Source organism: Corynebacterium sp. KPL2830 (assembly GCF_040225635.1).
Classification (GTDB): domain Bacteria; phylum Actinomycetota; class Actinomycetes; order Mycobacteriales; family Mycobacteriaceae; genus Corynebacterium.
The window spans coordinates 1-22,345 of sequence record NZ_JBEHFR010000031.1; the positions used below are offsets into that span (position 1 = coordinate 1).

Annotated in this window: 21 protein-coding genes, 1 other RNA gene and 1 pseudogene; 9 read left to right on the forward strand and 14 right to left on the reverse strand. The window is 57.8% G+C overall.

Annotated elements, in window-relative coordinates; genetic code table 11:
• Positions 1 to 74 precede the first annotated feature (74 nt).
• From ABRP87_RS09640 to ftsE, 6 genes and pseudogenes are all read right to left on the reverse strand, one after another.
• Positions 75 to 827: pseudogene (locus ABRP87_RS09640) on the reverse strand (amidohydrolase family protein); the annotation flags it as partial.
• A 74-nt stretch (positions 828 to 901) separates the two neighbouring features.
• Positions 902 to 1,284: a transfer-messenger RNA gene (gene ssrA, locus ABRP87_RS09645) on the reverse strand.
• Positions 1,285 to 1,350: 66 nt separating this feature from the next.
• Positions 1,351 to 1,716, reverse strand: a complete 366-nt coding sequence (locus tag ABRP87_RS09650) for a DUF488 domain-containing protein (protein WP_284769982.1) — start codon at positions 1,714 to 1,716, stop codon at positions 1,351 to 1,353.
• Positions 1,709 to 2,212, reverse strand: coding sequence for an SsrA-binding protein SmpB (gene smpB, locus ABRP87_RS09655; protein ID WP_023016945.1), 504 nt, complete (start codon positions 2,210 to 2,212; stop codon positions 1,709 to 1,711). Before smpB ends, ABRP87_RS09650 begins: the two co-directional genes overlap by 8 nt.
• Before the next feature lie 44 nt (positions 2,213 to 2,256).
• Complete coding sequence (ftsX, locus tag ABRP87_RS09660; RefSeq protein WP_349868550.1) at positions 2,257 to 3,159, reverse strand: permease-like cell division protein FtsX; 903 nt, start codon at positions 3,157 to 3,159, stop codon at positions 2,257 to 2,259.
• The gene (gene ftsE / locus ABRP87_RS09665; protein WP_349868552.1) at positions 3,156 to 3,854 is read right to left on the reverse strand and encodes a cell division ATP-binding protein FtsE; all 699 of its coding nucleotides are present in this window, start codon (positions 3,852 to 3,854) and stop codon (positions 3,156 to 3,158) included. Before ftsE ends, ftsX begins: the two co-directional genes overlap by 4 nt.
• A 120-nt stretch (positions 3,855 to 3,974) precedes the next feature.
• Here ftsE and ABRP87_RS09670 point away from each other — a divergent pair, with 120 nt between their 5' ends.
• On the forward strand, positions 3,975 to 5,603 hold the full coding sequence (locus ABRP87_RS09670; RefSeq protein WP_349868554.1) for an AbgT family transporter: 1,629 nt from the start codon (positions 3,975 to 3,977) through the stop codon (positions 5,601 to 5,603).
• 21 nt (positions 5,604 to 5,624) lie between these two features.
• Here the strand turns inward: ABRP87_RS09670 and prfB are convergent, their stop codons facing one another.
• Positions 5,625 to 6,728 carry a peptide chain release factor 2 gene (gene prfB, locus ABRP87_RS09675; protein WP_349868556.1) on the reverse strand — a complete coding sequence of 368 codons (1,104 nt, stop codon included), beginning with the start codon at positions 6,726 to 6,728 and terminating at the stop codon, positions 5,625 to 5,627.
• A gap of 60 nt (positions 6,729 to 6,788) precedes the next feature.
• Between prfB and ABRP87_RS09680 the strand changes: the two genes are divergently transcribed.
• Positions 6,789 to 7,625, forward strand: a complete 837-nt coding sequence (locus tag ABRP87_RS09680; protein ID WP_349868558.1) for an inositol monophosphatase family protein — start codon at positions 6,789 to 6,791, stop codon at positions 7,623 to 7,625.
• Positions 7,618 to 8,400, forward strand: a complete 783-nt coding sequence (hisN, locus tag ABRP87_RS09685; protein WP_005277599.1) for a histidinol-phosphatase — start codon at positions 7,618 to 7,620, stop codon at positions 8,398 to 8,400. The genes ABRP87_RS09680 and hisN overlap by 8 nt, the downstream gene beginning before the upstream one ends.
• Here hisN and ABRP87_RS09690 read toward each other — a convergent pair.
• The 4 genes from ABRP87_RS09690 to ABRP87_RS09705 form a co-directional block, all read right to left on the reverse strand.
• Positions 8,397 to 8,657, reverse strand: coding sequence for a MarR family transcriptional regulator (locus ABRP87_RS09690; RefSeq protein WP_349864164.1), 261 nt, complete (start codon positions 8,655 to 8,657; stop codon positions 8,397 to 8,399). The genes hisN and ABRP87_RS09690 overlap by 4 nt on opposite strands.
• Positions 8,654 to 10,591 carry a ferrous iron transport protein B gene (feoB, locus tag ABRP87_RS09695; RefSeq protein WP_349868560.1) on the reverse strand — a complete coding sequence of 646 codons (1,938 nt, stop codon included), beginning with the start codon at positions 10,589 to 10,591 and terminating at the stop codon, positions 8,654 to 8,656. The genes ABRP87_RS09690 and feoB overlap by 4 nt, the downstream gene beginning before the upstream one ends.
• A gap of 3 nt (positions 10,592 to 10,594) precedes the next feature.
• Positions 10,595 to 10,879: a FeoA family protein gene (locus ABRP87_RS09700; RefSeq protein WP_239270088.1), complete on the reverse strand. Its 285-nt coding sequence runs from the start codon at positions 10,877 to 10,879 to the stop codon at positions 10,595 to 10,597.
• Between the two features lie 236 nt (positions 10,880 to 11,115).
• The gene (locus ABRP87_RS09705; RefSeq protein ID WP_349868562.1) at positions 11,116 to 12,207 is read right to left on the reverse strand and encodes a S1 family peptidase; all 1,092 of its coding nucleotides are present in this window, start codon (positions 12,205 to 12,207) and stop codon (positions 11,116 to 11,118) included.
• Positions 12,208 to 12,417: 210 nt separating this feature from the next.
• On the opposite strand from ABRP87_RS09705, the gene ABRP87_RS09710 reads away from it, so the two are divergent.
• Complete coding sequence (locus ABRP87_RS09710) at positions 12,418 to 12,858, forward strand: DUF1990 domain-containing protein (RefSeq protein ID WP_349868564.1); 441 nt, start codon at positions 12,418 to 12,420, stop codon at positions 12,856 to 12,858.
• 64 nt (positions 12,859 to 12,922) lie between these two features.
• On the opposite strand, the gene ABRP87_RS09715 is transcribed toward ABRP87_RS09710, so the two are convergent.
• A complete protein-coding gene (locus tag ABRP87_RS09715; RefSeq protein ID WP_349868566.1) occupies positions 12,923 to 13,537 on the reverse strand; it encodes a kinesin in 615 nt (204 codons plus the stop codon).
• Between the two features lie 319 nt (positions 13,538 to 13,856).
• Here ABRP87_RS09715 and ABRP87_RS09720 point away from each other — a divergent pair, with 319 nt between their 5' ends.
• Positions 13,857 to 14,300 carry a MarR family winged helix-turn-helix transcriptional regulator gene (locus tag ABRP87_RS09720; RefSeq protein ID WP_349868568.1) on the forward strand — a complete coding sequence of 148 codons (444 nt, stop codon included), beginning with the start codon at positions 13,857 to 13,859 and terminating at the stop codon, positions 14,298 to 14,300.
• An 80-nt stretch (positions 14,301 to 14,380) separates the two neighbouring features.
• Positions 14,381 to 15,742 (forward strand): DHA2 family efflux MFS transporter permease subunit, encoded by a 1,362-nt coding sequence (locus ABRP87_RS09725; RefSeq protein ID WP_349868571.1) that lies wholly within the window; start codon positions 14,381 to 14,383, stop codon positions 15,740 to 15,742.
• Positions 15,743 to 15,781: 39 nt separating this feature from the next.
• On the opposite strand, the gene ABRP87_RS09730 is transcribed toward ABRP87_RS09725, so the two are convergent.
• Positions 15,782 to 17,578: an SIP domain-containing protein gene (locus tag ABRP87_RS09730; RefSeq protein ID WP_349868573.1), complete on the reverse strand. Its 1,797-nt coding sequence runs from the start codon at positions 17,576 to 17,578 to the stop codon at positions 15,782 to 15,784.
• A 405-nt stretch (positions 17,579 to 17,983) separates the two neighbouring features.
• A complete protein-coding gene (locus ABRP87_RS09735; protein WP_349868575.1) occupies positions 17,984 to 18,964 on the reverse strand; it encodes an ABC transporter substrate-binding protein in 981 nt (326 codons plus the stop codon).
• A gap of 557 nt (positions 18,965 to 19,521) precedes the next feature.
• Here ABRP87_RS09735 and ABRP87_RS09740 point away from each other — a divergent pair.
• Genes ABRP87_RS09740 through ABRP87_RS09750 form a run of 3 tightly spaced genes read left to right on the forward strand, consistent with a single transcriptional unit; the run spans position 19,522 to position 22,276 of the window.
• A complete protein-coding gene (locus tag ABRP87_RS09740) occupies positions 19,522 to 20,589 on the forward strand; it encodes a FecCD family ABC transporter permease (protein WP_349868577.1) in 1,068 nt (355 codons plus the stop codon).
• Positions 20,586 to 21,677: a FecCD family ABC transporter permease gene (locus tag ABRP87_RS09745; RefSeq protein WP_349868579.1), complete on the forward strand. Its 1,092-nt coding sequence runs from the start codon at positions 20,586 to 20,588 to the stop codon at positions 21,675 to 21,677. Before ABRP87_RS09740 ends, ABRP87_RS09745 begins: the two co-directional genes overlap by 4 nt.
• On the forward strand, positions 21,677 to 22,276 hold the full coding sequence (locus tag ABRP87_RS09750) for an ABC transporter ATP-binding protein (RefSeq protein WP_502879303.1): 600 nt from the start codon (positions 21,677 to 21,679) through the stop codon (positions 22,274 to 22,276). Before ABRP87_RS09745 ends, ABRP87_RS09750 begins: the two co-directional genes overlap by 1 nt.
• Positions 22,277 to 22,345 lie beyond the last annotated feature (69 nt).

Sequence of the window (22,345 nt, forward strand, 5' to 3'; positions counted from 1 at the left end):
TAAACCCCTACCCCCACCAACACAAAATGTCGTTTAACTCGACACGCCGAAAAACAACACGTTTTGTCGTTTAACCCACCATAGAAACGCGCTGCATTTGCGTAGAAAACATCATCGGCAAGTACCCCTGCGGCCTTCTCAATGAGCCGGAAATCCTCTACCGAAAACACCCGGCTCGCCCGCTGCGAGGGCAGATCGGTACCCGCCATGAGGGCGGTGGGATCGACATCGACAATGCGGCGCACCACCTCCCCCGGGTCGAGGTCCACGCGCCCGAATCCGGTGGCCTTGACCTTTACTCCGGCATCGACAAGCTCCAAGAGACCATCTACTCCCTGCGCGCTCAGGCCCAGATGATCGATGCTCACGGCTGGCAGCTTCTTCAGCACCGGCGCCATTTCGCCCAGCGCGGCCGCGTCGACATAGAGCTCTACGTGCCAGCCTGCTAGGTCATAGATCCGCCAGGCGAGTTCCTCGAGGTCCTCCCGTGCTGCGCTGCCACCGCGCCGGAAGTTAAAGCGCACCGCCCGCACGCCCAGGCCATCGAGGCGGCGGATTTCGGCATCGGGGACATCGGCAGGCAGCTGCGTGACCCCGACGAAGTTATCCAACTCCCCTAGCGCGTCTGCCAGATACCCCTGGTCAAAGCCCTGAAAGGAACCGGAGACAACGGCGCCGGCGGTGATATCAAAACCCTCACCGCGCAGCTTCTCGCGCCATACGTTGTAGGCCGGAACCAAAAATTCCGGCGGCGTATAACCCTGATTCTCCTGGACGGGGTGGGAAAAATCGATGATGTGGAGGTGGGAATCGAATACTCGCTGAATGGCCACTACCCTAGCCGCGCGCGGGGAACCTTATGAGAAAAGCCCCAGCTAGAACTGAATCTAGCTGGGGCTCTCGGTGGAGCTGCCGGGACTTGAACCCGGGTCCTTCGTCACCTTGCCAGGGCTTCTCCGTGCGCAGTTCGCACATGATCTCTACTCGGCCCTCCGGTTCGGGCGAACTCGTACCGGATGATGGGCCCAGTCACCAGTAAGAGTCCCGTCTGGTCCTGATGACACAGCCAGACGGCAAGTTCCTTAGTCGATGCCAGGTTCTAGGTCAGGAACGAAACCTAGGCTGACAGACACGCGTCGCTGTAATTAGGCAGCGAGGGCGTAGTCACGCTGAGAGTTCTTCTCTGCGTTTATTTGTTTGCTACGACGCTTAAACGGTGGTCGGTAGCCTTCACCGGCACGCTTCCCCTGGCGCAGTGTACGAAGTCGAAACCAAATCAACCCCATAGCACTGTAGGGACGGGATAGTGCATCATTCCCTACGGTTGTTCCAACACTACCGCAGACGCTTTTATTTCTCCAAGTGCTCTTCCAGCCACTCTTTTAAGACCACCGCGTGGTTAATCTTGCGGTCGGCGGCGCCAAAGAGCAGCGTCAGGTCCCCCTCTTTTGCCAAGGAGAGCAACTGGGTGAGCTCTTCGGATTCGCGATCATCGAGCTCGGCGCGGTAGCGGCGCGAAAACTCCTCGAAGGAATCCGCGTCATGGCTCCACCACTTGCGCAGCTCGGGGCTGGGGGCCACGTCCTTGAACCACTCGTCATAGTCCAGGTCCGCCTTGGCGATGCCCCGCGGCCACAGGCGGTCTACCAAAACGCCCGTCCCGGAAATGGAGTCTTCACCCTTGACAGCATCGTGAACCTTTACCGTTTTAAGCATTAATCCCCTTCACGCGGCGGCCGAGCTCGCGGGTGATTTCGCGGTTCTGGTCGCGCCGCTTGATGTCTTCGCGCTTGTCATAATCCTGCTTACCTTGCGCGAGCGCCAGCGACAACTTCGCGTACCCATTTTTGAGGTACACCTTGAGCGGCACCAGGGTTTTATTGCCATTGCGCACCTGACCGTAGAGCTTGTCGATCTCCCGGCGGTGCAGCAACAACTTGCGGGTGCGCCGCGGGCTGTGGTTGGTCCAGGACCCCATCGAATACTCCGGAATGTGCAAGTTCCGCAGGTACACCTCGCCATTATCAATGGTGGCGAAGGCATCATTGAGCGAGATCTTGCCTTCCCGGAGGGATTTGATCTCCGTGCCGAGCAAGACGATGCCGCACTCGAATTCTTCGAGGATCTTATAGTCGTGCCGGGCCCGGCGGTTGGTCGCAAGCGTGGCGTCCCCGGATGCCGCCTTCTTATTCTTCTTGCCCTTTTTAGCCATAATTGCCTCAGTTTACTGCTCGTTTACCGCACCCGGCAAACGGCTTAGCGGCGGACATAAGAACGTAGGGTAATCTGCGCGGTGGCAGCGGTAACCGCCAAGGCGAGCAGGCCCACCAGCGGCAGCGCTACCCACAGATCACTGGACTGCATCGGTGCCAGCAGCTGCGATTCGTACAGGCCCTGTAGCGCAGGATCGATCACTTGGGATTTCGCCACGAGCAGCCCGGCGCCGCCCAAGACCACGCCGATGAGGGAGGCGAGCACAGCTTCTACCACGAACGGCGCCTGCGTCATCCAGCGCGAGGCGCCCACCATGCGCATGATTTCGGTCTCGCGGGTGCGGTGGAAAGCGGCGATTTGCACCATATTGGCCACCAAGAAGATAGCCGCAATAGACATCACGATGGCCACGATGAAGGTGGCGGTGCGAATGGAATCGAGGTTGCTTGCCGCCTCGCGCACCTCTTCTTGCTGGTCCACGACCTCTTCTACCGCTGGGTTATCCCTTACGGCATCGATGGCGGAGGCCTCTTCCGGGTCAACGAGGCGCACGTGCAACGCTGCGGGCAGCGCGTCCGGCGAGGTTTGTTCCACCATCACCGGATCCGTGTCCTGGAAGAGCTCACGGAAGCGCTCGTAGGAGGCCTCCCGGTTGCGAAATTCCACGGACTCTACGGAACTATCGGATTCCAGCTGTTCCTTTAAGTCCGCGCAGGCAGGAGTGGTGCAGTTTGGATCTGTGGCGGAAATATCCTCGTTGAGCTGCACCATAACCTCCACGCGGTCCAAGTAGATATCCTTCGTATCCTTGGTGAGGTTGGTGACCATGATGCCGGCAACCACGGCGCCGACAGAAATGGCTGTGGTAATGATCATCGCGATGGTCATCGTCAGGTTGCGGCCCAAGCCCTTGGTGGCCTCGCGGAAGATGAATCCTAGCTTCATGCCTGCTCCTCCTGCGCCGAATAGGCGGCGTTGTGTTCATCGCGAACGAGCGTGCCATCGCGCAATTCCAGCACGCGCCTCTTCGCCTTATCCACGGCGCGGGAATTGTGCGTGGACATCACGACGGTGGTGCCACGCTTGTTGATGCGCAGCAGCAAGTCCATGATCCCGTCGGCGGTGGCGGGATCGAGGTTGCCCGTGGGTTCATCGGCAAGCAGCAGCTTCGGGCGATTGACCAGGGCGCGCGCGATGGCCACGCGCTGCTGCTCACCGCCGGATAGCTCGTGCGGCATCGCGCGGTGGCGGTTTTCCAGCCCCACCATTTCCAACACCTGCGGCACCGCAGTGGAGATGCGGTGCTTGCTCTTGCCGATGACCTCTAGGGCAAACGCCACATTCTGGTACACGTTCAGCTTGGGAAGCAGCCGAAAATCTTGGAACACGTAACCAATGGATTGGCGCAGGGCGTTAATATCCTTGCCCTTCAACTCATTGACGTGGAAGTCACCGAAGTAAATATCGCCCGAGGTCACATTGCTATAGCGCACCATGAGCTCTAGAAAGGTGGACTTTCCGGACCCCGAAGGGCCGATGAGGAAGGCAAACTCGCCATCCGCAATGTCAAAAGACACCCCATCGAGCGCGGGCCGGGACTGGGCGGAATACACCTTAGTCACGTTTTCGAAAGTAATCACTCCGCTACTGTAGCAATCAAAGTTGACAGCAACCTGTGAACGCTATTTAGTGGTGTAGTCTAGAACACAAAATCTGGTGCGCAATGATGCCCGACCCGATCGACAGAAAGTGCCGATACTATGGCCGAGACCAAAACCAAAGAAAAACCGGAGAAAGCAAGCGGCTTTTTAGGCACCGTAGAAAAGATTGGCAATAAGCTGCCCGATCCTTTCTGGCTCTTCGTCATCCTCGCGATAATCGTCGCCATTACCTCCTGGATTGGCCACCTGATTGGCATGAGCGCCGAGGATCCTAAATCCGGCGATACCATCGAGGTTGAATCACTCCTGACCACCGAGAATATCTCGCGCATGGTCACAGACGCGGTGGAAAACTTCACGAGCTTCCCGCCGCTGGGCGTCATTCTTGCCGTCATGCTGGGTGTGGCCGTGGCCGAGCAGTCTGGGCTCTTGTCCGCGCTCGTGCGCGCCATGGTGACCAAGGTCAGCCCCAAGTTCCTTACCTTCATCGTCGCGCTAGCCGGCGTGACCGGTTCCGTGGCTTCGGATGCGATTTATGTCATCCTCATCCCGCTGGGCGCGATGGCCTTCCACTCGGTGGGCCGCTCCCCCATCGTGGGTGCCATGGTGGCCTTTGCGGCGTCCTCGGCGGGTTTCAACGCCTCGCTGATCCTCAACATTACTGACCTCCTGCTGGCCGGTATTTCCACTCCCGCCGCACAGTTTGTGGATGAGGCTTATGAGGTCAGCCCGCTGGCCAATATCTTCTTCGTCATCCCATCCGCCATCGTGCTATCGCTTATCATTACCGCCGTCACGGAATGGTTCATGGTGGAAAAGGCCCGCGACCTGGTCAACCACGACAAGATCAATTACGAGGAAGTATCCTTCTCCCAGGCCGCCGGCGCCGCTGATAACGATGCGGACGAGGACGCGGAAGAAGGCGACGTTGATTTCGAGGAAGAAGAAGACGAGCTGCGGGTAAAGCCGGAGGAGCAAAAGGGCTTGACCGCCTCTGGTATCGCGCTGCTCATCTTCCTCGCGGGATTCTTCGCCCTGCTCTTTATCCCCGGCTCTCCGCTGGCTAGCCAGGAAGATAGCTTCATGGAATCGCCGCTGATTAGTGCGATTGCGGTTCCCATTGCCCTGGCCTTTTTGGTTTGCGGCATCGTCTACGGCATTTACGCCGGCACGCTGAAGTCCGCCTCGGACGTGCCAGACTTTATGGCCAAGGGCATTAAGACCTTGGTCCCCATGCTAGTGCTCTTTTTCGCCGTCGCCCAGTTCTTGGCGTGGTTCCAGTGGTCCAACCTCGGTGTGTGGACCGCCATTAAGGGCTCTGAGCTGCTGCAGGCATGGTCGCTGCCGCCCATCTTGATGTTCGCCGCGCTCGTGGCCATGGTGGCAGTCCTCAACCTGTTCATTACCTCAGGTTCCGCGCAGTGGGCACTGATGGCGCCGGTGATCGTACCGATGATGATGTACGTGGGAATCTCGCCCGAGGTCTCCCAGATGCTCTTCCGTATCGGTGACTCGCCGACAAATATCATCACCCCGATGTCGCCGTACTTCGCCCTGGCGCTGACCTTCCTGCAGCGCTACTACAAGCCGGCGGGCGTTGGCACGCTGATGTCGCTGGCGCTGCCGTATTCCATCGCCATGATCGTCGGCTGGTTTATCTTCTTTATCGTGTGGTACCTGCTGGGTATCCCGCTTGGACCGGGCGCCCCGATGCACTACCCGGCTTAAGCCTGCAGAGCGCGGTTGAGGTTAATCCTCGCCACGCTCTTGTTGCATGCGCCACCGAATGCCGGCTTCCAAGAAGCCGTCGATGTCCCCATCAAGCACCTTGGAGGGATCGCCCATTTCAAAATTGGTGCGCAGGTCTTTGACCATTTGGTACGGGTGCAAAACATATGAGCGCATCTGGTTGCCCCAGGAGGCATTGCCGCCGGCGCCGAGCGCATCGAGCTCCGCCTGCTCTTCCTGGCGCTTGCGCTCCAAGAGCTTGGCCTGCAATACCCGCATGGCAGAGGCCTTATTTTGAATCTGTGATTTCTCGTTCTGGCAGGTGACCACGATGCCGGTGGGGATATGGGTCAGGCGCACCGCGGAATCGGTGGTATTGACCGATTGTCCACCGGGGCCAGAGGAACGGTACACGTCCACGCGCACCTCGTTATCTGGCACGTCGATGTGGTCCGTTTGCTCCACCACGGGAAGGACCTCGACCTCTGCAAAGGAGGTTTGGCGCCGGCCCTGGTTATCAAAGGGCGAAAGGCGCACGAGGCGGTGCGCGCCCTGTTCCACGGAAAGCTGGCCGTACATGTATTCCCCGTGCACCACAAAGGTAGCGGATTTAATGCCCGCCTCCTCGGCATAGGAAATATCGTAAATATCCACCTTGTGATCGTGCTTTCCCGCCCAGCGGGTGTACATGCGCATGAGCATCTCCGCCCAATCGGCCGCGTCTACCCCGCCGGCACCGGAGCGGATATTGATCACGGCCTCGCGCGGGTCATATTCCCCGGAGAGCATGGTGGTTACCTCGAGGGATTCGATGGCGCTTTCCAGCTCAGCAAGGTCTTCATCGGCTACCGAGACGGTGCCTTCTTCCTCCGCGAGCTCGTACATCACCGGCATATCATCTAAGCGCCCGCGCAAGGATTCCAGTTTGCGGACCTTTGCCTGTGCTGAAGACAGCTCAGAGGTGACCTTTTGTGCGTGCTCGGGGTCATCCCATAGCGAGGGATCCCCAGCTTGGGCTTCCAATTCCCGAATGCGCGCAGCCAAGGCTTCCGGATCCATGACCTTTTCAATGGTGGTCAGGGTGGTGTCCAATTGCTTGAGCCGTGTAATTACTTCGGGACGCATAGGCTCCAATCTTACCCACCCACCCCACAGAATTAGCCATTGGTTGGATTTAGGGTGACAATGGTGTGCATGGATCAAAAGCCAAGCTTGCAGGAGATGATCGATGCGGTCATCAAAACGTTTATTGTCGCGCATGCAGACGATGGGGATGCCCATTTGGCGCAGGCGCTTGTGTATAACGCCGGACGCTTGGCTTGGCGCTTGCGCGAGATGGGCGTCTCGGTCGAGCAGAAAACCTCTATCTCTGACGTGGTCACGGATGCGGACCGCGCCGCAGAGCGCTTCGTCGCCGGCGTGCTAGAGGCCGTGCGCCCCGAGGACGGCCTCGTGGGTGAGGAAGGCACCGCCCGCGAGTCCCAGTCTGGGCGCAATTGGGTTATCGATCCGGTCGATGGCACCTATAATTTCACCTCTGGCTCGGATTATTGGTGTTCGGCGCTCGCGCTTACCGATGCTTCCGGGGTCGCCCTCGGCGCCGTCCACCGCCCCGCCATGGGCTATACATGGTTTGGCGGGCGCGACTACCCCACCTCGCTGGATGGCAAGGACGTCGCCAAGCTGGCAAATAAGCCCGCGGAAGAGACCTCGCTCTCGTCCTACCTACACCCAACGTCGCTGGCGGATCCAGAAATTCGTGCCGCGTGGCAGCGGGTGACCGAAAACTTTGCTACAGTCCGTATGCTTGGTGCCGGTTCAGTGGACTTGGCCTCCGTGGCAGAAGGCACGTGGGGCGCATGGATGCAACACTCGGTAGCAGATTGGGATTGGTTCCCCGGCAAGGCTCTCATTGAGGCCGCTGGTGGTGCCGCCCGCAAGGTAGAAGCCGGTGGCGTCGAGTGGTGCTTGGCCGGAAATAAACAAGTAGTTCAACAAATGGAGGAATGGCTCCGTGGGTAAATTCAAAGAAGACTTAGGTCTCGCGCTCGAGTTGGCCGGTCACGCCGATGTAGTCACGATGCATCGCTTTGAGGCCACCGACCTCTCCGTGAAGGAAAAGCCGGACCTGACTCCGGTATCGGATGCGGATCTCAACTGCGAGAAGCACATTCGCGATTCGCTGAAGCGCTCCCGCCCGCGCGATGAGGTTTTGGGCGAAGAGTTTGGCGGCCAGGCCTGCTACGAGGGCCGCCAGTGGGTCATCGATCCCATCGATGGCACGAAGAACTTCGTGCGCGGTGTGCCCGTGTGGGCCACGCTTATTTCTCTGCTCGAAGACGGCGAACCGGTCGTCTCCGTGGTCTCCGCCCCAGCCCTGCGCCGGCGCTGGTACGCAGCGAAAGGCGCCGGTGCCTACCGCGTCTTTGGCGGTGAGCCGAAGCGCCTGCACGTCTCCCAGATCGAGAAACTTGGGCATGCCTCCCTTGCCATGAGCTCGCTCACCGGCTGGTCCGAGCGTGGATTACGCGATAAGTTCCTCAACCTGACGGATAAGACATGGCGCCTGCGCGGCTACGGCGATTTCTGGTCCTACTGCCTCGTGGCAGAAGGCGCTGTCGATATCGCCACCGAGCCGGAGGTCTCCCTCTGGGACCTCGCCGCCCCATCCCTGCTCGTGACCGAGGCCGGCGGCACGTTTACGGATCTGTCCGGCAATCCTGGGCCGCACGGCGGATCGGCCATTGCCTCCAATGGCCGCCTGCACAAGGCCGCATTGGAGATGCTGCAGGATTAAGGGCGGACCGTCAGCTTCAATAGGACCGGTTCACGGCGCCCGCCCTCGGCGCCAGAGCAGCCGCCGCTCTGTGAGCAGCTTCCGCAGCCACCCGTGGGGCACGAGGACAGCGATTCGCGCACGAGCTGCGCGCTGTGCTCCAAGTGGGAGAGGATGACTTCCACCGTCCCCTGCCCTAATCCTGTCGCGCGGGCGATGTCCGCGGGCGTGGAGTGACCGCCGCGGATCGCTTCTTTTACCTTGTCTGTAGGGCTCATAGGAATAACCTCAGCACTTGGAAGACTCCGACGGCCAAGACCCAAGCCGTGACGAGCTGCAGGGCAAAGCCGATGAGCGTCCACTTCCAGCCAATTTCGCGCCGCTGCGCGGCTACCGTGGCCACACACGGGGTATAGGCCAAGAGGAAGACCATATACGCCCACACCGCGGCCAGCCCGTGCCCGCCAGAGGCGGCACCGAAGTCGCTGCGGATGTGATCGGCCAGCGAAGATTCGGCCTGTTCCTCAGGATCCGCATCCGTGACGTCATCGACGGCGTAGGTCTGCGCCCAGGTGGAAATCAGTGTTTCCTTCGCCACGAAGCCCGTTACCAGCGGGCCGGTCAGGGACCACGAATCGAAGCCAGCCGGCGCAAACGCCGGGGATATCGCCTTGGATACCGCACCATACGCCGAGTCCTCCGGCGGGACGGCTTCCTCGTCGAAGGAGTGGCCACCGGTAACCGGGATGGACATGAGCAGCCAAATGACCACTACCGTGGCCACGATGATGCCGCCGGCGGTATGCAGGAATCCCTTTAAGCGCACCCACATGACCGAAAGCGATAGCTTGAACGTGGGCAGCTGATACGACGGCAAGTCGATAACGAGTGCCTCGGACGGCATGGCGCGCCAGACTGTTTTGCGCAGTGCCAAGCCCACGGCTACCACCAGGGCGATGGACAGAACGTACATGCCAAAGACCGCCGATCCGGCGTGATCTGGGAAAAAGACCTGCGCCAGCATCATAAAGACGATAAGCCGCGCCGAGCACGAGGTGAAGGGGATAAGCAGGCAGGTAAGGATGCGGTGGCGGACATCGCCAAGCACTCGCGTGGCCGAAATCGCCGGCACGTTGCAGCCATAGCCCACCACGATGGGGATAAAGGCCTTGCCAGGCAGGCCAATCGAGCGCATCACCCTATCGGTGACCACCGCAGCGCGCGCCATATAGCCGGAATCCTCCAGCACCGCCAAGCACAGAAACATCAGCGCCAGTAGCGGAGCGAAGGTCAGTACCATGCCGACGCCACCAATGAGGCCATCAACAAGCAAGCCCGAAATCAGCCAGTGATCCAGGCCAATGGCTTCCAGCCCGGCGCGGGCCGCGTCCGAGACCGGACCGGTGACAAGGTCTTCGAGGCCGTCCTGCATGGGCCCTGCCACCGTGGTGGTGATGAAGAAGACCGCCCACATCACCGCGAGGAAGAGCAGCGGGCCCACCACTGGGTGCAGCACCACGCGGTCCACGCGCTGGGTGAGGGTCTCGCCTACCTCCACGCGGTGGACCGCAGCTTTTTCGGCGGCATCGAGATCCGCAAAGCGCTGATCCAGGCCGGAATCCTGGCGGATGATGGTTGGCTCGACGCGCATGGCCTGTGCCACGGTGGTTTCCAGCCCGTCGAGGTTGCGCCGGCGCCGTCCATTGACGCTGACCACTGGCATGCCAGTGGCGCGGGAGAGCGCTTCAGTATCGATGCTAATGCCCTGCTGCTCGGCCATATCCTCCTTGGTCACGCCGAGGACGACGCGGTACGGCTCGGCGGCGATTTGCAGGGCCAGGTTGAGCCCGCGGGCCGGGGCCGTTGCGTCCACGAGGACCACGACGACATCGGGGCGCTCGTCTGCAGGACAGTCAATGAGCATCTGCTTGGTAAAGGCCTCGTCCGGGCTCATGGGGTCTAGGGAATAGGCGCCGGGCGGGTCGATGATGTCGAAGGCCTCTGGCTGCGCGTTCCAGAGCCCGCGGCTGACCTCGACCGAGGTGCCCGGCCAGTTGCCGGTCTGGACCTTCGCGCCGGTCAATGCGTTAAAGAGGGTGGACTTTCCGGAGTTGGGCGCGCCCACCAGTGCCAGGACCGGCGTGCCTTCCGCCGCTATCCGCATGGTGGAGGTGCTGTGGCAGCTTGCTGGGGCCGTGGAATTATGTGCCATCGCTTATGCCTCCACCGGAACGACTTCGAGTTGGCGCAGAGTGTGCGCATCCACGGCATAACGGGCCGTACCTACGCTGACAATGCGCGCACCGCCTGCGACGGTGCGGCCGATCTGCACGCGGGTGCCAGGCCGAAAGCCCAGCTCGCGCAGCCGCACGGCCAGCGCCGGTTGGGTCTCGATCGCGTTGTGCAGGCAATCAGCGGACAGTTCCACCACGGCATCGGTGGGTGCTTGATCCGCGCGAATGGGCCCAGTTTCTGGTGGAGTGGAATGGGTTTTGTACATGGGGAAACCTCGGTTCAAATTTCGCTGCGGATGCGTTAGCCACAGCAGATATTGACTATCCCTAATTGGCCAATAGGTAAGTCTCACCTTAGTTTATGTCTCCGATTGCAGGCAAGGCTATCCTGCGCTTCCCCCACTTTGGCGGGACGCATGCGCGTTATATGCCCATAGAAATTGCGCATAAAAAGCGCCCCGTGCAGCACTCAAGGCTGAACGGGGCGCTATCTGCTTCGCGCTTATGCTTCGGGCAAGGTAAACCCAGCACCAACGCCACCGCGGCGGTTCATATCCGCCAACACGGTATCCATGTTGGTAGCGGCGGTGGGGTTATGAACCGCACCCTGCAGCGGGGTGCGGCACGGGAAGTTCACCGGCAGGAAGCCGCCGGAGATGGAACCGATGAGGCGGTCACCGGCGAGCAGCGGCGCACCAGAATCGCCCATCATGGCGCAGACCTGGTTGACCTGGATGCTTTGTGCCTGCTGATAGGTCATACCGCAGGTCTTGCCGGTGGCAACGCCCTGCTTGCATACGGTCTCACCCGGGTTTACGGTCCCGCCTAGGGAGTTAACGGTAACTCCGTTGTAGCTGCGGGTGACCTCAGCATTAGAACCGAATTCGATCACCGAATAATCCAGCTCGTCATTCTTGGCCACGATGGTGCCCGTCGGGCCAATGTGATCGGAATCGGCCGAGGTAATGGCATCGCCCTCATTGCCGCAGTGCCCTGCGGTCAGTCCGACCTTGCGGCCAGCCTCGTCGTTGCCGGCAACGCTCAGGGTGCACATGGTGTCACCATTGATATAGATGGGAGTTCCAGGACCGTACAGGGACTTACCCTGGTTCATGGCAACATCGGATTCCTCGGGAGTGCGCGGGGCATCGAACAAGGACCCCGGCACGCGGTGCAGAACAAAATCTGCATCGGGCTTGCCCGCAGCTACCTTGGAAAATCCATCATTTTTCCACTGGTAATTGGGATTATTACCCAGTGGCTTTTGCTCTACCTGAGTGGCCTGTTCCAGTAGCCCGAAGGGATTCGGGTTGGTGGCCGGCTCCGCATACTGAGCCTCCTGCTGGGCGTTATTCGCCACCGTATCGCGCGCGTTCTGCACCGCCGAATCCACGGTATCGGTGACCTGCTTATCCACCTCTGGGGTCTCAATTCCGAAGTCCGCGAGGCCATCACGCACGTGGTTGATTAACCCTGCCGAGTCAATATCCGGTTGGGGCAATTCTTGGGCGCCTGCTGCCGGGGAACCCAAGAAAAACGCACCAGCGAAAGCCGAGCCCACCAGGACTTTCTTTAGGTGCGGAATGCGAAGCATCAAAGTACCTTCTTTCAGTTGTCAGGATCGTGCTAGCTAAATCCTGACACGAATAACGTGTGAAAGCAGCTAAGTCCTGTGACTGTTTCCAAGCCGTTACCGTTCTTTCAGGTTTCGGGGGTGATCACACTATTAATCCGTACCCAAAAACTTTTCGATGCCCTATTCTTCACTCCCTGAGGTCCCCACAGATAAGCGCTGAGACTTAAGATGCCAGAGGCGCTTTCTTATTCCGATACCGCCGGATTCCCGCAGCTGCACATGAGTAGGGTCATCGACGCCGATTTCGATACCGCAGCCCACAGGCTCTTTCACTGGGGCATCCAGCGTAGCGGCCTCTTCCGCGTGCGCCCCACCCACCAGGTCGTACAAGAAGGTGCCGAGGTCACCATGAGCCTGGGCCCGTTTGATTTCCGCTGCCGCGTGATTGCGACTTTCGCCGATGATGGGCGCTGCGGCTTTACCTACGGCACCTTGCCCGGACACCTCGAACGCGGCGAGGAAACCTTCACCTTAGAGCGCCTGCGCGATGGGCGGACGCTGCTGCTTATCGATGCCGCCTCCGAGCCCTTCCTTCCCATCTTGCGCCCACTTGTCGATATCCCCCGCCGCCTCCTCATCCGCCGGTTCTACTCGCACGCGCTGGACTAGCGCGGCAGCACAAAGGCCGCTGCCTCTCCCCTTCGGGTTAAGACAGCGGCCTAAGCGTCGTTAACTACTTGCGCTTTTCATCGAGGTTATCGCGAGCCTCGCGCACGACGTCTTTCACGCGGTCGAAGAAACCGCCCTTCTTACCGGATCCATCCTGGTATTCCTGCGCCTTGTCTTCCACGAAGTCCTTAGCGCGGTTGATGGCCTCTTCAACGACGTTGCCGGCCTCGGTGACCTTGTCCTTCAGGTCATCGAAGTCATCGCGTTCATCATCTGCAGCGTCCTCTTCCGGTTGCTCCGGCGCGGTGCCGATATGCTCTTCTTCGGCCTCGCCCACAACGTGCTCTGAGGGCTCATAGTCCGCGTTGTCCTCATCCAGCTTTTCCTGCAGGTCCGGCTGCTCGGACGCGGCGGCGACGTGTTCTTCCTCAGCACCAGTAACGACGTGGTTCTTCGGTTCGTAATCGCTCTGGGTCGCGGAGTCGTCCTGCTCGTCTGCGTTCGCCGTTGCAGCGGCACCGGCAGCTGCGGCACCAGCTCCCGCTGCGCCGGCTCCCGCTGCCGCAGCCTTGCCGGATTCAATCTTGTTGCCCTCGGCATCAGTAGATGCCAAGTAGGTAAATTTCTCGCGGTCCACGTCCACTTCGTGACCTAGGGCGCGTGCAGTTTCTTTAGCCATTGCTTTGTACTCCTTAACTAGATCTATTCTTTCCCATCCTAGCGTTCCAGAAAGTTAAGGTGCGTGCACGGGAACCGGCATTGGGAGAAACCGGAAGGCTCTTTTGTGCTCTTCGGGTGCTACCTCGGCAGATAGAGGTACGGATGAGCGTCAGGCTGCCCAAAACAACCGCGTTTCGCCAAAAATCGGACCGAAAAATGGACAAACGCGGTTGCTATGGACGCTTTCTACCCCTTCACCGCGCTCATCCCGCAAAAATTAGCGTGCAGTAAACACGCGTGCACTAGACATGCGTGCACTATGCATGTATTCTGCTGGCATGGACACTCCAAGCAAACAAGTCGCCGACGCACTGGGTCTACTTTCCCAGCGCAGCCTCCGTCGACGCATGTACGCCCACCTCACCCAGGGGCTCGGTGAAGAAATCAATGAATCCACATATTTGGTCCTCAGCGGCCTAGACCGCTGTGGTCCCTCCACCCCGAAAGAGCTCTCCACCGTCATCGGCCTGGACCGCTCGGTGGTATCCCGCCACGCCTCGGCCTTAGAAAAGGCCGGGCTCATCGCGCGCGCTACCGATCCCCGCGACGCGCGGTGGATACAACTGTCGCTAACCCCACTGGGCCAAGACAACGTCGCCGTGATGCGCTCGCGTCTGACCCAAAAATTGGAAGAATTCCTGGCCCGCTGGCCGGAGCCCGCGCAACAACAATTCGCGGACATGCTCACCGCCCTCACCCACGACGGACCATTCGCCCCTTAATCCACATACCTCCATCACTCTCTCCATCATGACCACACCTCACCACGCCATCTGCGCACACACTCCGAAGGGAGCCCCTCATGCAGGAAAAAGAAAAACTCGACCCCCAGACTAGGCGGGTCGTCATCGCCCTAGTCTTCGGCTCAATTTTGCCGCTGCTAGATATCAGCATCGTTAACGTCGCCATTCATTCCATCAGCGAGGCGTTCCACGCACCGATAGTTCTCGCCCAATGGGTCATCACGAGCTACGGGTTGGCCTCTACTATGGCCATTCCGCTCAGCGGCTGGGCAACGCGCCGCTTCGGCGCCAAAAATCTCTGGATTACCGCCCTGGCAGTCTTTACCGTCGCTTCAATCCTGTGCGCGATGTCTACGCATATCGACTTGCTCATCGCCTTCCGCATCCTGCAGGGATTCGCGGCGGGTTTCTCGGTGGCGGTGATGCAGACCCTCATCGTCACCAATGCCGGAAAGGACCAGGCCACACGCGCCATCACCGCAATCGGGCTACCGGCGGTCATCGCACCCGCGATTGCCCCATTACTGGGCGGGCTGTTTGTCGATGCCATTGGCTGGCGCGCCATCTTCCTCATCAACGTCCCCATTGGCATCGCCGCGATTGCCCTTGCCGTGCACTATCTAGAACGAACCCCAGCAGATCCTGCAGCCCAGCTAGACCGCATGGGATACCTCTTGCTCGCGCCAGGTTTGCTCGCGGCGGTCTATGGCTTTACCACCATCGGGCACATGAGTTCTTGGGCAAGCGTAATTCTCCTCATCGCCGGCGCAGGTCTGATTGGATACTTTGTGTTGCACGCACTCCGGGCGCCATCGCCGCTTATCGATGTCCGCCTATTTACCCACGCCTCCTTTTCCTCAGCCTGGGCAACACTGGCCATTGCAAGCACCGTGTTTTATGGCGGGCTCTTCCTCATTCCGCTGCACTATCAGAGCAACCATGCCTATACCGCACTGCATGCGGGACTGCTGTTGGCCCTACAAAGCGTGGGCGCCTATTTCAGCCGCTCGGCGTCGAAAAAATTCATCGCTCGATGGGGCACGCTTAAGACGGTTTACATGTGCATTGCCGCCGCTATTATCGGAACGCTTCCTTTCGCCTTTCCTACTGGCCAGGCGGCAGGCTGGCTCACCCTGCAAGGATTCGGGCTATTCCTGCGCGGCGGTGGCATCGGTGCCCTTACGGTGCTCACGATGTCCGCGACCTACCACGGCTTATCCAAAGATGAAGTCGTCCATGCCAGTGCTGCGGGCCGCATAGCGACCCAACTTGGTAGCGCACTCGGCGTATCCGTCTGCACGGTACTGATGACCCTCACCCACGGGATCGGCTGGACAACGTTCGCCTACTTCACCGTGTTCACCACACTTATGGCTGTAACGGCCACTCGCCTCCCACGCGGGACCGTGGTCCGAAAATAAAAGGTGAAGCCTGGAGAGCGAGGGCGCCGAGGTTCCACTTTAGGATGCCGCTCCTGCCTCCAGGACGAAAAGGTGTTTGCCCCAACCAACAGCAGCGGCTGAGGCGATAAGGGCGGCATCGCCAGTAACAGCTTCATCGACATCTTCCTGCGTCGGCACCTTGGTGCCGAACATGGAAAGCCTCACCAAGTCCTCTTCATAGGAATGCTCATCGCCGCCTGCTTCCTCGAGGACCTCGGTAAGGATATAAGCCCGACGGGACTTATCCCCACGAACCGCGCGGCCTAATTCGGCAGCTACCTCGTCGCTACCAAAGACGCTCCAGGGATCGATGAAAATAACGTCAGTTGCCCACGCATAGTCTGCTTCGGTGGGAGAAAAGCCGCGTCCGTCGCCGCCCATCTCGCATCGTTCACGAGAAGCTACTGCGATTTCCCGTAGCACCGCTTTCGAGAAAGCATCGGTGATAACCCTGCTCTGGACACGCTCACATCGCCGGAGAATTTCATCTGCATATACGGCACCACCCTGCCCAACAATAAGCACGCGAGCCCTTTCACCGAGATAATGTTGCAGTTCCTTTGCCGCGGAAGGAGCAGTCCACCCAGCACTCACATTCTTTTGCTCAAAGCGTTCGGCTGCCAGGTGTGGATCTTGGCCAAGATATTCTGACCACGGCAATCCCTTTTCGCCTTGAAGCGCTGGCCCACCGGTGCGAAGGCTGTCCTCAAGACGCATCAGCGCCATCGCCTCAAGGTGCGCAGGCCCGCTTAACCAACGCACCACATTTGAATCTGGGTCCGCCAGTTCCACGCCCATTGCGGTCAGCGCGAGGGTGCGCTCGCGTACTTCGACGAGTTCAAGGGCAGCCAGGTAACGGATAAACCTCCGTAGCGCCTCCTCGTGCAGTTCTGTCGCAGCAGCGAGGGCTGAGACCGTGTTTGCACCCGCATCGATTTCTTGGAAGAGCCCTAAACGCACGGCAGTGCGAAGCGCAAAGGCTGAATTCAACTCAGCCAGATCATGGATATTGTGCAAAACACTATTGCTGCTCGATGCGCTTTCTTTAGCATCTTTCTGGCTGGTACGCCGCCAGTAGCCTGTGATTTCCTGATGCTCAGGGGCAATTCCGGAAGCTTTGAACAATCGCCGCAGTGTTTTCAGCCGGGACGCCTCCCCCGCCGCCCATGCATATGCTTCGCCACCCGGCAATGCCGACTGAGTAGTCTCCCCAAAAAGCGCACGTGCCTTTTCTACGAAGTCCTCGCCCTGGTCACGTATCGCCCAGTGGACGTGAACTGAATCTGGAATGTCTAAGTCTTGAATATCAGCACTCGTCGGAACCTCTATCACCGCAACCGCATCATGCCCTGTCGGAAGTGATTCCAGGCAGCGGCCGATTGCTGGGAGCGCAGTCTCGTCTCCGGCCAAGAAAAGCCAATCGGTATGCGTGGGTAACTGTGCACACGACTTTGGACCTGCCACAAAAATAGCGTCACCGATCCGGACATTCTGTGACCAGTTTTCGGCCAAGCCCTCGCCATGGCGAGCGAAATCAATTGCTAACCGCCCGTTAACAGCGTCAAAGTAGCGAACCGTGTATGTGCGGAAGAGATTTTTAACAGTTTCTGGCCACAGGAGGTTGCCATCGTTTTGGGCGATTGGGTGCGGCCGTACTCCAGTTTCCGGATCTGGGAAGATGAGCCGAACGTCGTCATCAAAACCATGGCTTACCAGCGAAGAAACGGAAATACCATCGCGCTCGTGGTCTCGGAGTTGCTCCCCGCTAAGCGTAATTCGCCGCATGGACGGCGATATATCTTCGATATCTTCCACGTATAATTCCCGGTAAGAAATTGGATAAATTTCCCTACTCCGGCTGTTTCTTGGCATTTCTGAGACCATTCCCCTTTTGGTTTTGGTGGCTTTTAATTCACGCTGTTCGCTGACCTAAATTGTCTTATTAATTTTTACTGACGCTTTGAACCCCTCTACCAACGCCAAGCATTTTCCAGCTCACCTACATACCTTTTAATACAGTCATCGTGCTGCGCCGGTGAGCGAAGATGCGGAAAGCCTGACGCTGGTTTTCCGTGCCGGAAAGGCATGAACGGACGGACCACTGCCTTGGATACAATTCATTCAAGAGAACGCCTTCCGATGTATCGGAAGGCGTTCATGACTACCTGCTGCAACGGGCTGAGCCCCATCTAGCAGGCGTCGGAGTCGTGCGGACCTTGACTACTGTCCAACCTTTTCCAGCGTCGGCATCGTCTTATCCAGCACCCAAGCTCGGCTCAGGCTCGTCGGGTTGTTGAGTCCAGCGACGACCGCTTCATCGCCAGCGAGAGTCGCACCGGATTTCACCTGCGGCAAATCTTTGTATCCCGGAGTATTTTCAGCTTCCTCGATTGAGCCGGTGCGGTTATAAATAACCATAAAATCAGCGGCCAGGTAGGATACGTTTTCCGGAGAAAGTGTGACGCGGCCTTTATCAACTGGAACCGTACCGTCAGTCAACTTTTCCGGGAACTTCATGCCCAAATCGTAGATGAAGGATGCACCCGGATCCTCAGGGTCTGCAACGGCACCAAAGGATCCCTGGGCGAATTGAGAAACAATGCCGGTTTTACCCGCGAGGTTCGGCAATTGTTCCTTCACGTCAGCGAATCGCTTCTGATCCTCTTTAATGGCTTTCTTCGCTTCGGATTCCTTATTAAAGACCTTACCCAAAGCTTCTAGCTGTGCCTCCCAGCCAATCCCCTCCCCTTTATCGGAGATGCCGCCGAGAGTCGGTGCGATTGCAGATAATTCTTTGTAATTATCCTCAGATATTGTCCAGTAATCCCCAACAATGAAGTCGGGTTCAATTGCCGCGATTTGTTCTTGTGGCAGAGTTTTGAAATCTGCCTGATCGATCACCTTGACACCATCGAGCTTCCCCTCGCGCCAGGGTGAGTTCTTATCTTTTGCATTCTGCACGACGGCTGCTGGTTTAATTCCAAGTTCCAGCAGGTTATCAACAGCCGGCCCCACGGCAACCACATTTTGTGGATTGACCGGATACGTATCCGTACCCCGTGCATGCTCAATGGTCACGTCTTCTGCAACTTTGGAGGTTGCCGCTTCATCGGTTGAATCGTTCGACGAGCATCCTGACAAAACCAATCCGACGCAGATAGCGACTGCGATAACTGACTGCACTCTCCGCTTTACTGTCATCCCTTTTCCTTAAAGTCGGTTTCCTGAAGTTGTCCTCGACGTTTTCCACTGGATTTCGCACAGACCCGCAGGCAACTTTTAGATTAGGTTAGCTTTACCTACATCACATTGCAATAGTGTTCCACCACAAATCAGCACAATATGCCATTAACCAGCCTTATCTAGACGGAAAATTATTCCCGCAAAGAATGCACCCCCACCTGCAATCCGAAGATAAAAAGCGCTTCTACAACCACTTCTCCACTCCTAAAGCGTTCTACATCAATCTATCCAAAAGAATTAGGGTTGACTAACCTAATATACGGTGCATATATTTGTGCCACACCTAACACTTCCCAGATTGTCAATGACGCTTAACCGCGCAAGTTCAGTCGCTAGCTCAGCGTAAGTCACAAGTGGAAACAGGAGTTTTCCTTAAGGAGATGGAAGGACTTCCACCGCAAGCCAAACGCCTGGAACGACTGTTTTCTCATTCTTATGGGCTTGTCCCCTGGACGAGCCAGTCCTAGAGAACACAGGTCTTACCGCACAGAACAGGAACTTTTCGACTGACCACCATGAGTATTCATTCCAATTTCAGCGTTAACAGCGCCCAAGTGCCTCGAAGCCGCACCTATTCGCGACGCGTTGCTGGACTCGCACTGTGTTTGGTGCTGCTCCTCCTCGGAGTTTGCTTGAATATCGCTGTCGGAGCTAGAAGTATTCCACTAACCGATGTCATATCTGCTCTCAGAGAAGTTCCTTCGCACCGTGAAACTGCTCTAAACTTCGAACAGCGCGTACTCTTCGAGCTCCGTATACCGAGGACCTTGATCGCAATCGTAGTGGGCGCTTCCCTCGGAGTAGCTGGCGCTTTAATTCAAGGCCACACCCGAAACCCGCTCGCTGATCCAGGCATTCTTGGGGTCAACGCTGGTGCCGCTTTAGCTGTAGTTTCCAGTTTCGCAGTCTTTGGATCAATCAGTATGTTTGCAACAACTGCGGCTGCCTTCTTGGGCGCTGTAAGTGCAACCATCATTGTCTTCGGCCTGGGACGCATCAATGGAGGCAATGCTAGTCCGCTCACTCTTACGCTTAGTGGCGCAGCCTTATCTGCCGTGTTGAATTCGATCACTACAGGCCTCATTCTGGCAGAAGAGGCCAACCTGGACCGTATGCGTTTTTGGACTGTAGGTTCGGTAGCGGGACGTGGTCTAGACGTCTTTTGGGGAGTATTACCATTTTTGGTCTTGGGTATCGTTTTAGCCTTTGCTTCTGCGCCGTCTCTAAATTTACTCAGCCTCGGTGACGATGTAGCTCAAAGTCTCGGTGGTCGAACCGATCGGGCTCGCCTCTTCGGCATGGTCCTTATCTCTCTGCTTGCGGGTGCTGCGACCGCTATGGCAGGACCAGTTGGGTTCATTGGCTTGATAGTGCCGCACTTGGTACGTGCCATCACGGGTCCTGACTATCGGTGGATTTTGCCGTATTCCGCCCTATTAGGTGCCACGCTACTGGTGCTAGCTGACGTCATTGGCCGAATCATCGCACGCCCAGGCGAGTTACCAGTAGGAATCGTCGTCGCTTTTATTGGCGCTCCATTATTCTTCGTGCTTGTCTTCCGGCGGAAGGGGGTAGCGCTATGAATGGTCACCGCAATACTGTCCCAGGCCGCCCCGCCTTCCGCATTGGCACAAAACTATTTGAGCTCTCAGCTGTTTGGCGCCCGTGGCAGCTATCTGCCACTTTCATCCTCGCCATAGTGGCCCTACTTCTAGTGCCCTTATCTATCACGCTGGGAGATTATCCAATCTCTTTCGGTAGAGTCTTGGAAGTTATTGCCAGCAGCCAGGGAACCAGACTGGAGAAACTAGTAGTCTTCGAATGGCGAATGCCGCGTGCTCTCACTGCACTTACAGTAGGCTGTGCTCTTGGTCTCGCTGGAGCTTTAACACAATCAGTAACCAGAAATGCGCTAGCCAGTCCTGACATTTTAGGCATAACCGCTGGCGCCTCAGCAATGGCGGTTACGGTTATCGTCTTCGGCTCGGGTACCGGCATCATAGGCTGGTTGGCCGGCATTGGAGTCCCACTGGCCGCTTTTATCGGAGCTGTCAGTACAAGCATCGTCGTGTGGGTTCTTTCCTGGAAAGGAGACGCAAACCCGTTCAGGCTCTTACTCTCGGGCATAATCATTACGTCGCTGTTGTCTGGTTACATCAGCTTCGCCATGATTCGTGCGCAATTGCACGATGCCTCCGTCGCTCAATTTTGGCTGACTGGCTCATTAGACCGAGCAAATTGGACGACTACCTTTCCAGTAGCTATTGCATTAATAATATCTGCACCAACCCTCGGATGGGTTAGTTACCAACTGCTTCCCACGGCACTGGGCCAGGATTTGGCAAGAGCCCTTGGCTCTCGTTTCAATGCGGTGCAATTCTCTGTACTCATGCTCGCCGTAGCGTTAACTGCCGTTGCTGTCTCCGCAGCAGGCCCCATTGGCTTTGTAGCCTTTGTTGCTCCTCAAATAGCACTTCGCGTCTGTCGTACCGCAACACCACCGCTGCTAGCTTCCGCCTTTACTGGAGCGATTCTTCTACTCGGCGCAGACGTCGCCATTCATGCTCTGTTGGGGGTCGAGCTTCCTGTTGGAATCGTTACTTCAATAATTGGGGGCCTGTTTCTGCTCTATTTACTTGTTCAGCAAAATCGGAAGGTCCAATCAGCTTAATGTCTGCCCCATTAAACTCCCCACGCACAGCAATTTCCGCCTCAAACCTCACCGTAGGATACGCGCGCAATACTCCAATCCTTGAAAATATTGATGTAAGACTCCCGAAAGGCAAAGTTACTACGATTGTTGGTCCCAACGGGTGCGGAAAATCAACACTTTTACGCAGCCTCGCAAGACTGTTACCCCTAGAAAGTGGCACTGTTATGTTAGGTGAGCGCAATATCACTGAACTTCGCCGAAGGGATGTGGCTACAAAAATTAGTGTGTTGCCGCAGGCCCCCGTTGCGCCAGAGGGTTTACTAGTATCCGATCTTGTCGCTCGCGGGCGCCATCCACATCAATCATGGCTGCGCCAGTGGTCAGCAACCGACGAGCAGGACGTTTATTCAGCGCTCACACAAACCGGATCCCTTCAATTCGCCGAACGCTCCATTAATGAGCTTTCCGGTGGCCAACGCCAACGAGTGTGGATTTCCATGGTTCTAGCTCAAGACACAGAGATTATGTTCCTCGACGAACCCACAACATACTTAGATTTGGCGACGTCCATCGAAATTCTCGAGCTCATTCGTTCGCTGCGAACAAAGCTGGCCTAAACGACAGGATGTGTTGGTGAAGTTATATGTTTAGCCGGTCTGGCGTGCTGGTATTAGGATTATTTCACT